This is a genomic window from Catenovulum agarivorans DS-2, assembly GCF_000568405.1.
GTDB classification, from domain to species: Bacteria; Pseudomonadota; Gammaproteobacteria; order Enterobacterales; family Alteromonadaceae; genus Catenovulum; species Catenovulum agarivorans_A.
Genome location: NZ_ARZY01000036.1, coordinates 33,197 through 47,117, shown reverse-complemented (window position 1 = coordinate 47,117; position 13,921 = coordinate 33,197). Strand labels below are relative to the sequence as shown.

At 40.3% G+C, this 13,921-nt stretch carries 10 protein-coding genes; 3 read left to right on the top strand and 7 right to left on the bottom strand.

The features are described 5' to 3' along the window. The first annotated feature begins 29 nt into the window (after window positions 1-29). The gene (locus tag DS2_RS15675) at window positions 30-1,097 is read left to right on the top strand and encodes a helix-turn-helix domain-containing protein (protein WP_051479936.1); all 1,068 of its coding nucleotides are present in this window, start codon (window positions 30-32) and stop codon (window positions 1,095-1,097) included. Here DS2_RS15675 and DS2_RS15670 read toward each other — a convergent pair. Next, on the bottom strand, window positions 1,051-2,586 hold the full coding sequence (locus DS2_RS15670) for a tryptophan halogenase family protein (RefSeq protein ID WP_035015786.1): 1,536 nt from the start codon (window positions 2,584-2,586) through the stop codon (window positions 1,051-1,053). The two genes, DS2_RS15675 and DS2_RS15670, sit on opposite strands and share 47 nt — an antisense overlap. 45 nt (window positions 2,587-2,631) lie before the next feature. After that, window positions 2,632-5,673 (bottom strand): TonB-dependent receptor, encoded by a 3,042-nt coding sequence (locus tag DS2_RS15665; RefSeq protein ID WP_081754303.1) that lies wholly within the window; start codon window positions 5,671-5,673, stop codon window positions 2,632-2,634. A 537-nt stretch (window positions 5,674-6,210) separates the two neighbouring features. Here DS2_RS15665 and DS2_RS15660 point away from each other — a divergent pair. Both DS2_RS15660 and DS2_RS15655 read left to right on the top strand, forming a co-directional pair. Then, window positions 6,211-8,838: a glycoside hydrolase family 3 C-terminal domain-containing protein gene (locus tag DS2_RS15660; protein ID WP_035015794.1), complete on the top strand. Its 2,628-nt coding sequence runs from the start codon at window positions 6,211-6,213 to the stop codon at window positions 8,836-8,838. Continuing rightward, the gene (locus tag DS2_RS15655) at window positions 8,835-9,278 is read left to right on the top strand and encodes a hypothetical protein (protein ID WP_035015785.1); all 444 of its coding nucleotides are present in this window, start codon (window positions 8,835-8,837) and stop codon (window positions 9,276-9,278) included. The genes DS2_RS15660 and DS2_RS15655 overlap by 4 nt, the downstream gene beginning before the upstream one ends. Window positions 9,279-9,302: 24 nt before the next feature. Here DS2_RS15655 and DS2_RS15650 read toward each other — a convergent pair whose 3' ends face one another. The 5 genes from DS2_RS15650 to otnK form a co-directional block, all read right to left on the bottom strand. After that, complete coding sequence (locus tag DS2_RS15650; protein WP_035015784.1) at window positions 9,303-11,348, bottom strand: methyl-accepting chemotaxis protein; 2,046 nt, start codon at window positions 11,346-11,348, stop codon at window positions 9,303-9,305. A gap of 82 nt (window positions 11,349-11,430) precedes the next feature. Then, a complete protein-coding gene (locus DS2_RS15645; protein ID WP_035015783.1) occupies window positions 11,431-11,613 on the bottom strand; it encodes a hypothetical protein in 183 nt (60 codons plus the stop codon). 70 nt (window positions 11,614-11,683) lie between these two features. Further along, the gene (locus DS2_RS15640) at window positions 11,684-11,968 is read right to left on the bottom strand and encodes a putative quinol monooxygenase (RefSeq protein WP_035015782.1); all 285 of its coding nucleotides are present in this window, start codon (window positions 11,966-11,968) and stop codon (window positions 11,684-11,686) included. A 26-nt stretch (window positions 11,969-11,994) separates the two neighbouring features. Further along, the gene (gene otnC, locus DS2_RS15635) at window positions 11,995-12,627 is read right to left on the bottom strand and encodes a 3-oxo-tetronate 4-phosphate decarboxylase (protein WP_035015781.1); all 633 of its coding nucleotides are present in this window, start codon (window positions 12,625-12,627) and stop codon (window positions 11,995-11,997) included. Further along, window positions 12,624-13,907 (bottom strand): 3-oxo-tetronate kinase, encoded by a 1,284-nt coding sequence (gene otnK, locus DS2_RS15630; RefSeq protein ID WP_035015780.1) that lies wholly within the window; start codon window positions 13,905-13,907, stop codon window positions 12,624-12,626. Before otnK ends, otnC begins: the two co-directional genes overlap by 4 nt. Window positions 13,908-13,921 lie beyond the last annotated feature (14 nt).

The window sequence follows — 13,921 nt, the reverse complement described above, 5'->3', positions numbered from 1 at the left end:
ATTTAGTGGTGGCTTAACCAGATCTCAGGTTGATTAGTAATTATTTGTTAGCTGGCTTCCTGTGTGCTCAAGCGGCCATTCCTATTGATAACTTAATTAACTTTGGCGCTGCATTTAAATTATGGGCTTTAGATGTATCGCCCAATTTGTTTCACTCGTTTGGTTTAGCCTTTTGGCTAGAAGCGCCTTTATTACTGTTGTACACACGCTCATTGATTTACAAAAATTATCAGCTAAAAGCGACAGATTTAGTTTATTTTCTACCCTTTGTATTGTTTTTAACTTATTTCGCAGTCACTTGGTGGATGGAGGATAATCAAACAAAAATAGATGTGCTGCAAGGCAACATAATCGCAACATCCGATTTGTTAAGCCGCTTTATTCATATTACCCGAGAATGCATTCGACTTATTTTTGGCGTGATGTGTTTGATTGAGCTTCAACGTTACCAAAAACAACTGCAAAACGAAGTGGCTGACATTGAAAGTGTTGACTTGAATTGGCTTAAAATTTTAGTCATTGGCTTTTTGGTCATTCGTATTGACGCCATAGTAGTCGCTTTTGCGCTGGTTTTTTCTTATGAGCTAGGATTAACCATTGACCATGAGTTATTTGGCCTAACGTCAAACTATGTTGTGATGTTAATGATCAGCGGATTAATATTCTTCAGCGCTGGATATTCGCCTGTGTTCAAAGGCATTAGTAGTGAACCAACACCAAGCACAGACAAACACAAAGAGGTGATTAACCCAGCACAAGTTGCGCTAGTCACAGAGTTTATGCAAGAAAAGAAACCCTATTTAAATCACTTACTCACGCTTGAAAATTTAGCTAGCCAATTGGGTATGCCTGCACGCAATTTATCCAATCTAATAAATAGACATTTTGACAAAAACTTTTTCGAGTTTATCAATTATTATCGAATTGAAGAAAGCAAAAAACTACTAGAAATGCCGCAAAATAAAAAGGCTACCATGTTGGATATTATGGATTGGGCAGGCTTTAATTCCAAAGCAACCTTTAATACATTTTTTAAGAAACTAGCTGGGGTTACCCCGACTGAATATCGCAAAAATTATTGGAAAAACACTGGTTAATGAAATGGCTATGATCTGGCATAGTTGCAACCGAGCGTTTTATCACATCTTCTATATGTTGAAGCCGACGTGATATTTCGCTTGGCTCGAGCCTGTCTACTAGCGGATGATAGCGGTTGGCTTTAATGCCTTGTCCATGCATAACTGCTAACCAAGATGTTTCATTAAATAGCTCATTGTCTTGCCTAAATATGCGCCCTGTTTCTTGATACATTGTTAGTTTTTCATGCAATGAATCTGGCACTTGCATATTTTTACAGTAGCGCCAAAATTCACTATCTTCACGTTCAGTTGCTTTGTAATGCAGAATTAAAAAGTCTCGAATATTGACAAATTCTTTGCGTGTTTGTGCGTTGTAGCTATCTATGTCACATTGAGCAAACTCTTTGGTTGGAAATAATGTCATCAATTTAGCAATGGCCGATTGAATTAGGTGTAAGCCAGTTGATTCCATCGGCTCTAAAAAGCCTGCTGACAATCCAATTGCAATACAGTTTTTATTCCAGCTTTTGTTGCGCATGCCGGTTGTCCATTTTAATGAGTTAATATCCGCCAGCGCTTGGCCTTCTATTTCCTCTTGTAGCAATTTGCTTGCTTGCTGGTGTTGCATAAATTCACTTGCGTATACTAAACCATTGCCCACTCTGTGTTGCAGGGGGATACGCCAACGCCAACCAGATTGATGTGCGATTGCTTGCGTGTAGGGGGTTAACCCAAGAGTGTTTTTACAAGCTAGGGCAACCGCACTATCACATGGCAAGTAGTGACTCCAATCTTCAAAGCCAGTTTTTAATACTTGTTCAATTAATAAACCTTTAAAGCCACTACAGTCTATATACAGATCTGCCGTTATTTTTTGTCCATCATTTAAAAATAAGCTGTCAATAAAGCCGTTGTCAGCTTTTAAACTAACATTGGTTACGTTGGCCTCGATGTGTTGAACCCCACGCTTAACCGCATAGTCCTGCAAAAAATCTGCATATAATTTTGCATCAAAATGAAAAGCATAATTAATACTAGATAATGGCGAATTGCCGCTATTTGTAGGCCGCTGAAATTTATTTTGACGCGCAGCAAGTGCCGCCAAAGAGTAATTTTCAATGTCTAGGGTATTTCCCGTTTGAGATTGTTTCAGCCAAAAATGATGAAATGGCAAGGCGTCCATATTGGTGCCGTAACTACCAAATGGATGAAAATAACAATCTCCCTCTCGCGCAAAGTTATGAAACTCTATACCTAATTTAAAAGTGGCTTTTGTTCTTTGTAAAAATTCGTTTTCATCAATTTCTAAAATTCGATTAAACAATTGTATTTGCGGTATGCTTGCTTCACCAACCGACACTGTTTTTATCTGTGGTGATTCAATTAAAGTTACCTTGCAAAATTCTTTGGGTAATACTTTTGCTAATGTTGCCGCAGTCATCCACCCCGCAGAGCCCCCGCCAACAATTGCAATGTGTTGTATTGCTTTAGGTGCTGTTTGTTGCATATTGGTCGCCTTGAAAAAAAGGGCCTGTTTACAGGCCCAGTTGAATTAAAAATTGCCTTTTACAACAAAACTGATTCTTCGGTCATTTACAAACCAAGAACGCCCTGCTCTATTGCCAGCTTGATCCACCTGCATCGAAGTTCGGGTTACTTCGTCGGTTAGGTTGGTACCCTGCAAACCAATTTGGATGTTGTCGTTCAAGCTATAAAAAATTGAGCCGTCTAGTTGCCCGCTTGCCTCGTTATAGATAGGTAACTCAGTGATGACATCTTTAGTCGTTAGCAGGTAATCTGAGCGCCAGTTATAAGCCAGTCGAGCCGATACGCCGTATTTTTCGTACATAGCGACTAGGTTGTAGTTATTTTTAGACAATCCTTCGAGTGGCAAATTGTCATATGCAACGCCTTCGCCTTCTGCTGAATTTGGTTTATCGGGAGCTAAATTAGAATTTGGTGAGCCTTCCTCTTCAATGTATGTGTAGTTAAATTGCATGCCTAAGCCACTTAAGCTAGCTGGTAAAAAATCGAAAAATTGCTGATAGGCAAATTCAACGCCGCGCACAGTGCCCTCATCTCCATTGGTCGCGCCTGCAACTAGCACTTTTTGCGTCGCACCATTGTTGGCAAATTCACGCTCAACTGTGTTATTGATAAAATAATTACTCAGGTCTTTGTAAAATAACGATGTTGTTAATGACCCCACGCCTTCTGCAAAATACCACTCAAGTGCAAGGTCATAGTTATATGCTTCCATAGGTTTTAAATTGGGGTTACCCGATTTTGCGGTATAACGACTATAAGGTGCAGATACAATAGTGCGGTTGTCCCCTTCACCTTGATAGGTGATTATTTGGTCTTCTTCGGATATCTCAACATAGTTTCTAAGGTTACCTAAATCAGGCAGTGCAATGGCTTCTGAAAAGCCAAATCGTAAAATTAAGTCATCTGCCAAATTAACTTTTAAGTTGAAGCTTGGTAACACATTGGTATATTCAGATGTACCCGTTTGAGGCACAAATGCACCATTACCGAATGCGGCTTGATCAGCTGGTAAATGCCAATCAGGATCAGTTAAATCAGCAGTGCCGTCGTCATTGGTTTTACCAACAGTATCAGGAAAGGTTACAAAACCTTCAGTTTGGTTTTCAATTTTAACGTAACGCACACCAAAATTACCACTAAACGGCATACCCGCCATTTCACCGTCAAAATTAGCTTTAATGTAAACGGCTGAATTTTGTTCTTTTGTGTCATTTATTTCATTCGGTATAAAGTGACCAACAGCACGGTCTCTTGCCGCTAGCGGATTCCAACCGGGTGATAAGCTAGAAAATCTATCTTGCCAATTAGCATAATCCTTTACGATTTCTTCGGTTGGGAACAAAAATGAATTGCCACCACTGGTGTTTAACACATCACCTTTAGCAAAGTCGTCAAAAGTAACTTGCTGATAGTCTTTATTCAAGTTTGCGCCTAGTTCGTCACCTTCGGCATCAAACCAAGCATTACCATTGCCAGCCCAGGCTTCAGACAGCCAACCCCAGTTGTATTTAGATTGACGGGTAACTTGTTCACGTTTGGCATAACGAGCACCCACTTTAATTGAAGCAATTAGGCCATCTTCAAAGGTGTATTGTGCGTCAGCCGCAAAGGCTTTTTCTTTACCTTCATTGTCTGAAATATGTTCCATGGCGCTGCGCCAAAAATAATTGTGTGGATTAGTAAAATGATCGGTGACATCGCTTTGTGCGTCTGGTTGATAAGCAGGATCAAATAAAGATATCTTGGGTGTATCTACACCTTGCTGTTTTATGCCTACAACCGCGCGGGTAGCCCCCATTAATGAATAATCATTTACTGTGGTTTCAGCGTCTACCTGTTGCAGATCTAAATTAAAAGACCAAGAATCGTTAGGTCGATATTTAATGTTTACCCCAATATCCTCAACAACTGAGTCAGTATCTCTGTGTCGGGTAATCATGGCATGTTGTGGGCCAAAAATACCGCCTGGTAAACGTTCTGGTTCACCATTGCCACGCCAGCCGGCTGTAGACGTGATTAACCCAGACTCAAATAACCCCTGGTCAGAATACTCAAACTCCGTGCCTTCAGCAGGTATTAAGTCCTTAATTACAGCGTCGTCGGCCATTTCAATGGCGTTTTCAGTCCATGCATTTGACGAATCAGAACGAATATACTGACCCGTAATCAATAAAGTACGGTCGGTATTTTCCCACTGTAAAGATGCCGCTAAACCCTCTCGGTCTCTATCATCTTTTTTTCGGGTTAATCGAGTGGTTTCAGGTACAAATACATCTTTACCACCTACCTGTCTATTTTGTTGATAATATTTCCCAATTTGAGTACCGTCTGATTGAGCTTTTAAGTTGGAGTTAGAGTAATTTAATAAAATACCCAAACGACCTGCATCTAAAGTAAAAATGTCACTATAAAGCCCCGAATACGTGGGTGTTGTTTCTTCAATAAAGTCTGAGTATGTCGCGTCTGCTGTAAAAGCTAATACCCTATCCTTGCTGTCAAAAGGTTTACGTGTGACCAAATTTACCGTGCCAGCAATACCGCCTTCAATCATATCCGCTGATTGGTTTTTATATAATTCCACGCCGCCCATTAACTCTGGTGGCACGTCCTGAAAACTTAACCCTCGGCCAGAATCTGCAGTAAATGTGTCTCTACCATTAAATTCGCTGCGGGTATGGGTTAAGCCACGAATAACAACCCCACTGCCTTCAACACTAAAATGATCAGGATCGTTTGCACCGGCAAACCGCTCTATTGATACACCAGGCAGTCTTACGACTGCCTCTAAAACACTTCGGTCTGGTAAAGAGCCAATGTCTTTTGCTGAAATAACATCCATTACGGTTTCACCGTCGCGCTTTATTGCCTGTGCGCTAATTAAACTGCCGCGTGCACCACGAATTTCAATTGTTTCAACCTCACTTTCAGTTTTGCTGTTGCCTTCAGCCAATGCTTGCAACGGAGTAACCGCGCCAGTAACTGTAATAGCAGCTGCTACCAGTGACAATTTGAAGGCAGGTTTTTGCGATATAGTTTTATGTGCCATGTTTTTATACCCTTTATAACTGAGTTTGATTACCCAGCCTTGTTATATGCAGGTTAAAATTTATCAACCTTCCCTTGCCTATTCGACTTAGCCGCTACATTGCGTCAAATTTGAACGTTCAACTTTCAGTTGAACTAACTCGATAAAGAAATTCATTTATTTTCAAAGGTTAAAACAAAACCAATAAGCGTTCAAATACCTGTACAACCGAATGTTGAACCTAGGCATAGATTTACCCACCCTAAATAATTACAAAAAATTCACATGCTGGTCGAGCTTTGGTTGTCAGCAACCCTATCACAATCGCGCAAGTTTCATAAATAAACATAATGGCCATAGTACCTGTGCATAATAGGCTAAGTTCGGTTGTAAAATTTCATAAATGACCATTGGTCGGAGTGATCTTTAGTCTGTAGTTATCGGTAAACGTAAATCTGAACGTTCAAATTAGCGCTTTTACAAGTGGTTAGACGAATAACCAAATCTGAGTTGTTAGGCTCAGCGCCTAATGCTAAAAACCAAAAGGTTATTCTTAAAATGACAAAAATATCCCAAGCACTTTTATTTGCCTGTGCCGCAACTGCAGTTGTTGCTGGGTGCACGCTAACTGAAAACACACAACCACAGACTAAACAACTCCCATTTCAAAATCAGTCATTAAGTTTTGCACAGCGAACACAAGATTTAATCAGCAGATTAACCCTTGAAGAAAAAGTCAGCCAAATGTTTGATAAGTCGCCCGCAATTCCCCGATTGGGCATTGCCGAATACAACTGGTGGAATGAAGCACTACATGGCGTTGCGAGAGCTGGCAGCGCTACTGTGTACCCACAAGCGATTGGTTTAGCCGCTACTTTTGACGAAGCATTAATATATAAAGTAGCCTCTGCAATTTCTGAAGAGGGTCGAGCCAAACACCATGCCTTTTTAGCCGATGGCAATCGCAGTATGTATACAGGCTTAACGTACTGGTCGCCCAATATTAACATTTTTAGGGATCCTCGATGGGGACGTGGTCAAGAGACTTACGGTGAAGACCCTTATTTAACGACACGCATTGCGGTTAATTTTGTAAATGGCTTGCAGGGTGACGATGACACTTACTTGAAATCTGTCGCTACATTAAAGCACTATGCAGTGCACAGTGGTCCAGAAATTTCAAGGCACAGCGACAATTACAATGCCACAGCGAAAGATTTGGCCGAAACCTATCTACTAGCCTTTAAAGACACCATTGCACAAACAAATGTGTCATCCATTATGTGTGCATACAACAGTGTAAATGGCACACCCGCATGCGGCAACTATGAGCTAATCCAAAACAAACTACGCGACGAATTTAACTTTAATGGTTATATGGTTTCCGACTGCGGCGCAATTGCAGACTTTTACGATCCTAAATCACACCATATTGTAGACACAGAAGCAAAAGCTGCAGCTATGGCGGTAAAAACAGGTACAGATTTAAACTGTGGCGATCATCACGGCAATACTTTTAGTTATCTGATTGAAGCGGTTAAACAAGGTTTAATTGATGAAAAAACCATAGATAATGCACTCTATCGATTATTTTATGCGCGTTTTAAATTAGGCATGTTTGATTCAAGCGACCAAGTTGCTTATGCACAAATTCCAACAAGTGTTGTTGGCTCTGAGTACCATTTAGCATTGGCGACAGAGGCCGCTGAAAAATCTATGGTACTGCTAAAAAACAATGGTATTTTACCTTTGAATAAAAATGCAAAAATTGCATTAATTGGCCCAAATGCAGATAACCAATCTATATTGGTGGGTAACTATCATGGCACGCCTATTCAGCCAATAACACCAAAAGCGGCTTTTGAAAATAGACTGGCTGATGCGCAATTTTCTTACCATGTAGGCACTAGCTTAATCGACGAAATATATACCCATTATCAAACTGTGCCTGCAAGTGAGTTTGTCAGTCTTGACTACAAAGGCCAAGAACAAGCGGGGTTGATAACTGAGTATTTTGCCAACCCGCATTTTGGAAACCAACCCGTAAAACGCCAATTAGACACGCAAATTAATTACCATTGGAAAAATTCACCTATCAATGGCAAGCCTGAACAAGAATTTTCGGTGCGTTGGCGTGGCTTTATCAAACCAACAAAAACGGCTGAATACCAATTCTCAGCAAAAAATATCAGCTTTACCATTAATGGCAAGCCTGTAAATAGCGCGATTAAACTCGTACAAGGACAAAAATACCAGTTTAATGCTGAATCTAAATTGCATTCATATTGGCACAGCAATGTTATTGAACCTATGGTCAACCTATCTTGGATAGATGTAGGACAAGACCTTGAACAACAAGCTTTAACTGCGGCAGCAAAAGCTGATGTTGTCATTTTTGTTGGTGGTATAACAGCAAACTTAGAGGGCGAAGAAATGCCACTGGAATTAGATGGATTCTCTCGTGGCGACCGAACCCACTTAAAACTACCTGCCAGCCAACAAGTTTTACTCAAAAAACTAAAACAGCTGGGTAAACCTGTAATTTTGGTCAATATGAGTGGTAGCGCTATGGCACTGAATTGGGAAGATGAGTACCTCGACGCAGTTATTCAGGGCTTTTATCCCGGCGAAGCTACGGGTAGCGCATTAACAAACATTATTTATGGTGACACTAGCCCATCGGGTAAATTACCTGTTACGTTTTATAAATCGGTTGCTGATTTACCTGATTTCAAAGATTACAGCATGCAAAACCGTACCTATAAATACTTTAAAGGTGAGGTGTTGTATCCATTTGGATATGGTTTAAGTTATGCAGACTTCAGCTATGAGATAAACAAACACCACTTTGACAACAAAGGTAATTTGCACCTAGTTGTGGATGTAACAAACCAATCTGCAATTGATGCAGACGAAGTGACACAAGTTTACTTGTCTATGCCTAACGCTCCCGTAGAAACGCCTATTCGTCAACTGGTTAAATTTGAGCGTAATAATATATCCGCCAATTCAACTAAAACACTCAATTTAGTCGTCAATAAAGATCAGCTGACTTATGTTGACAATAATGGTGATAAACAAAAGTATAAGGGTAAATTGATGGTTTCGGTTGGTAGTGGTCAAGGGATTAAAATTCCATCACAGCAAATTTCTAAGATCGTCGTTGCCATAGGCAAATCTAAGTGATTTTAGCAATTAGTCAAACTAGCTTGATTGTTATAAGCATTTTAGGCGCGCTTATCAGCGCGCTTATCGGCTTAATTGTCAATTTACAAGCACAGAGAATAGACCGATCAAACGTGTTATTAGTCGGCTCGGCTGGACTTGGGTTCTGCTTGCTCGGTGTTGTATTTGCATTTATCCAAACATCTATCGCACAAATAGAAGATTTGAATTATCAACAATGGGGCTTATTAGCCCTAATTCATATATTGATGTTGGTGGTATTTTTAAACTTAATATGGAGCCCATTAGTATGGGCTCGTATCAACAAAGCCTTTAAAAATTGGAGCCGCGCTGCCTCTACTCTATATTTTGTTGGCTTGCAGTGCTTAGTAAACCTTTTAGCTTTATTCAGTTTAATAACTATATTACTTGCAAGTGAAATTATCGCAAAAACTCAGTAATACGCTCTCTTAACACAAAATAGACTATTTGAAATGAAACACTTCAATATTGTTTCTCAGTTTTTCACCGTTTGCAGACAAGGTTTTAATTGAATCAAAAGTTTCATTGCCTTGTTGATACATAGCTTCTGATTCGTCTGATATGCTATGTATGCGCTTGTTAATTTCATCTGCAACATTGGTTTGTTCTTCAGCTGCAACTGCTATTTGGTTGGCCATGTCGGTTATTTGGTCAAGCTCAGCTTTTATAGTTATAAATGCTTGGGTGCTCTTTTCAACTGCTTGCACTGCACTTTGTCCATTGGTTTGTAGCGTTTCCATTCTTGTAGCTGCCGCTTGTGCTCCATTGATTAAAGTTTCTATCTGCGATTGTATTTGCTCGGTTGACTCATGAGTGCGTTTAGACAACTCTCTTACTTCATCAGCTACCACTGCAAATCCTCGCCCCTGCTCGCCTGCTCTGGCCGCTTCTATCGCTGCATTTAACGCAAGCAAGTTAGTTTGTTCTGATATGCCTTTAATCACCTGCAATATATTGCTTATTTGGCTAGCTTCGTTATTTAAGTTGGCAACTATATACGCAGTGTCTCCCAAATCGGCGAACAGCTTATCCATAGTTTCTTTCGAGGTAGTTGCATCTTTTTCACTTTCTATCGACAGGTCATAAGCCCGCTGCACTGTATCTGAGGTTGAGGTTGACATCTTCGACACTTCATAGATAGTGGCTGTCATTTGATTAACAGCTACAGATATACTGTCAGTCGCTTCTTTTTGGCTGTCGATCAAACGCATTGAACCAGTCATTGAACTTGCAACGCCTTTACTGGTGTCATCCATAGACAATACTTTTTTACGTACAATAGACAAAGTATCTTCAAAAGACTCGATTAATGAATTAAACGCTTTGCCCACCTCGCTTAGCTCATTGTTTCCTGGTAGGTCGCTGCGCAAGGTCATGTCTTTGCTATCGGCCAGCTTTGTCAAATCACGCATCAGCTGTTTAAGTGGCGAGTTAATGCTATAGATAATTTTTGACGACACTGTTATTAAAACGACCAATAATGCAACTATAACAATAATTGTATTGGTTACAGCCGCTTGTGCATTGTCCACTAACTCGGCCTTTACTAGCTCAATACGCTGCAATACTAAATCAATCATTTTCGCGTAGTAGCCGTCTATTTCTAAACCTTTATCTAGCCATTCTCTGGGTTCGTCCCCTAACGGTACTCCTATTGCTTTTTGGTGTTTACGTCTTAATTGCTCGTATTGATTACGCACATATTGGTATATTTCTTTGCTGGAAAGTTCTCGCTTAAAAGTTTCGGCTAAACCTTGTGGTGCAAAGCTAACAAAGTTTCGGGTGTAAATATCTTCTACCAATGCCAATTTTATAATTTCACCAAAGGTGTTTACGTTTAGCGGCGCTCTTGAGCCTCCATAGTAACCAGTTACCAGCAACAAAGAAGTGTGTTTGGCATTCATTAAGCTATGGTAAGCATTGGTCAAATTAGACAGCTCTTTATTGCCGCTTGAAAGCAAAATTACTTGGTGAACACTGTCTATTAAAATTTGTGAAGCCACTTTATACGAAAGCAATGTCCATATTTTTTGTCCAGGGTTTTCTGGATCTGGGGTGTTTTTGATTTTTTGGTCGGCCAAGTCTCTTATCACGTTTAGCTTATCTAAGCGTATTTTTGCTTGTTTTATATATTTTTGTAATTCACTAAACTGATTTAACGCCTCGGTATTGGCGATAAACTTTCTATAACTTGCTAGCGCTTTATCAACCGGACGTCGGCTTTGTTGTAATTGTGATTTATAGTCCGCGATTTCATGATCTTTTTTGTTTACATACAGGGTTGTATAAAGGCGCTCTACCTGCAAGCCAGAAATAAGTGGCGATACGGTATCAATATACTGCTGTAGCACTTCAAGCTTCTCAACGTTACTAAGTTCTTGCTGAGCTTGATTGAGCCGGCCATTTGCGAAATACAAGGTCGCAACTAGCGGAATAATAACCAAAATAATGATGCGTGTTTTTATACTAATTTGATGGATTAAGTTCATCTATGTCCCTAAAACTTTGCTTAGCGCCGAGAAAAGTTAACCCATCAAATATAGTACAGTATTTATTTCCAAGCGAGTTAAGTTAAAGTGAATCCGCTTGTTTTTGCGCCAACATACTCAATTCAACGGCTTTAAAGGTATGCGCCTGTGTCATTGAATTTTCAGTGCGATTAATGACATCTAAAATCAACAGACCAAAGTATGGAAATGCCGGCTTACCAAAACAGTCAATTTCAGTTTCTTTTTCACCTGTGGTTAAAAACAATTTAGATGCTGGCGCCTGGCGGGAAACGAATATAGCCCCATTGCGGGGCTATTCATCTAACTTATATAACTTAACAGCGGTTGAATATATTCACTGCTTTTGATTCAACCCAGTTTTCAACGGTTTGACTAAACAGCTTAAAGTGCTCACTGGCTAGGTGGTCTTGAAAGGCTTTTTCTGAGTTGTAAATTTCGTACAAAAATATGTGGTTACTTTTGCTTTCACTTTGGCATACGTCAAAGTATGTGCACTCAGGTTCCACTTCTAATGAAGTTTTCGCATTTTCCATCATGGCTGGTAAAAATTCAGCTAGGTGTGCTGGTTTAATTATAAAATCGACTGTGACTACGTACATTATGTTTTCCTATCTTTTTCCTTGCTTTAGCCGAATCGGGCTAATAATTCTTGGCGATCAGACTCAGCCAACGGGTTTACATTTTTGCCTTCTAACAACAGCATTAATTTGGCACTTTCTTCTAGCTCTTCCATGTTAAACATGGCGGTAATTAAATCTTTACCGGACACTATTGGCCCATGGTTAGCCATTAAAATACCTGCGTGTGCAGCTGCCTTTTCGCGCACTGCAGCACCTAATTCAGCCGCCCCTGGTGGAAAATAAGGGACTAAACCAATACGACCTAAACGCATAATTAAATATGGGGTTAATGGCGGAATAACATCATCCGGATTTAAATCTGCTTTGCATGAAAGCGCAGTTGACCAAGTGCTATGCAGGTGAATAACTGCACCAGCATCTGGGCGTTGGTCGTACATAGCTTTGTGTAAAATAAATTCTTTTGAAGGTTTATCACCACTGATTAAGTTGCCGTTTTCATCCAACAAACTTAAAGTCTCAGCATCTAAAAAGCCAATGCATGAGCCTGTTGGGGTCATTAAAAAACCTTCTTCCACTTTTATACTTATATTTGCTGAGGCACCTGGGGTTAAACCTCTATCAAACATAGATTTACCCAGTGTCACCATTTGTTCACGAGCTAGCGCTAATGGGGTCATTGTATTGTCTCCAACGCAGTTAAAAAGAAATTCTCATCACCAAAGTTGCCAGATTTAAGCGCAACAATTAAACCGTCTGCATGGTGGCTTTGCATTACAGGTACGCCTGGGCAAATGCTTTGGCCAACGGTAAATGCGGTTAAGTTAAGTCCGCTGACAATTGCGCCTGAAGTCTCTCCACCCGCGACCACTATATTTAAAATGTTGTTTTCGCGTGCCAGCTTGGCAATTTGAGTTAAACACTGTTCAATTTTTTCGCTGACTTGCTCTTTGCCAAATTGAGCTTGTGCAGCCAATACTTTTTCTGGCTCGGCAGAGGTATATAAAACCACTGCTTCACTGTGTTGCATGTTTATCCAACCTAATACAGTTGCTGGGTCTAGTTGGCCTGTCGCTATGGCATCAACATCTAGTGCAAGTGTTGGTACTTGTGTACGTGCAACATCAATTTGTTTGCGTGTGGCTTGCGAACAACTGCCGGCTAAAATAAGGGTTTTGCCATCGTTTTTAGTAATTTTGTGGCTAGTGTTGCTTTGTTGTAGCCAGCCCGCTTTAACATATTCGCGCGCCATATATTCACCTAAACCAGAGCCACCGGTTAATAATGGGTAATCTGGGTTGGTTGCAAACAGTTGGGCGATTTTTTCCAAGTCGTTGTCATTTACACAGTCAACTACCCAATATGCCGACTCTACTTTTTGGTAAGCGGGTCGTTTGTGTAGACTAGCTAAGTTCATTAGCTGCAAACGCTGGGCATTTTCTTCAGCTAATTGTGGTTGTAATAACCGAATTAAATTGCTGTCTAACATGGGCGTTAATGGGTGGTTACGCAGTGGGCTGTCTGACAACAACTGCTCAAACACAAATAAATGCCCTTGGTAAACTGTGCGGCCGTTAACTGGCAGCGCTGGGCAAAATATTGTCTGTTCACTTTCAAGTTTGGCTAATAAAGCTTGGGTAACCGGGCCAATATTGCCTTCGCTGGTCGAATCAAATGTAGAGCAATATTTAAAATAAAATTTTTGGCAACCTTGTTGCTGTAACCAAGCAAGGCTGGCGGTTGAGTCGCTAATCGCTTGGTTAATTGCACAAGTGCGTGATTTAAGTGCAACTACAATTGCATCAACATCATCAGCTAATTCAATATCTTGGCTTGGCACCCCATTTATTTGCACAACTTTTAAGCCACCTTTTAGCAAAAAACTCGCTAGGTCTGACGCGCCAGTAAAGTCGTCGGCAATTGCACCGAGTATTGGTTTTTTCTTTTCATTTACTGTCATATTAAAACAATTTC

Coding starts and splice junctions, on each gene's coding strand:
- DS2_RS15670 (WP_035015786.1), bottom strand. CDS start 2,586: ATGCAACAAACAGCACCTAAAGCAATACAACACATTGCAATTGTTGGC.
- DS2_RS15665 (WP_081754303.1), bottom strand. CDS start 5,673: ATGGCACATAAAACTATATCGCAAAAACCTGCCTTCAAATTGTCACTG.
- DS2_RS15660 (WP_035015794.1), top strand. CDS start 6,211: ATGACAAAAATATCCCAAGCACTTTTATTTGCCTGTGCCGCAACTGCA.
- DS2_RS15650 (WP_035015784.1), bottom strand. CDS start 11,348: ATGAACTTAATCCATCAAATTAGTATAAAAACACGCATCATTATTTTG.
- DS2_RS15640 (WP_035015782.1), bottom strand. CDS start 11,968: ATGTACGTAGTCACAGTCGATTTTATAATTAAACCAGCACACCTAGCT.
- otnC (WP_035015781.1), bottom strand. CDS start 12,627: ATGACCCCATTAGCGCTAGCTCGTGAACAAATGGTGACACTGGGTAAA.
- otnK (WP_035015780.1), bottom strand. CDS start 13,907: ATGACAGTAAATGAAAAGAAAAAACCAATACTCGGTGCAATTGCCGAC.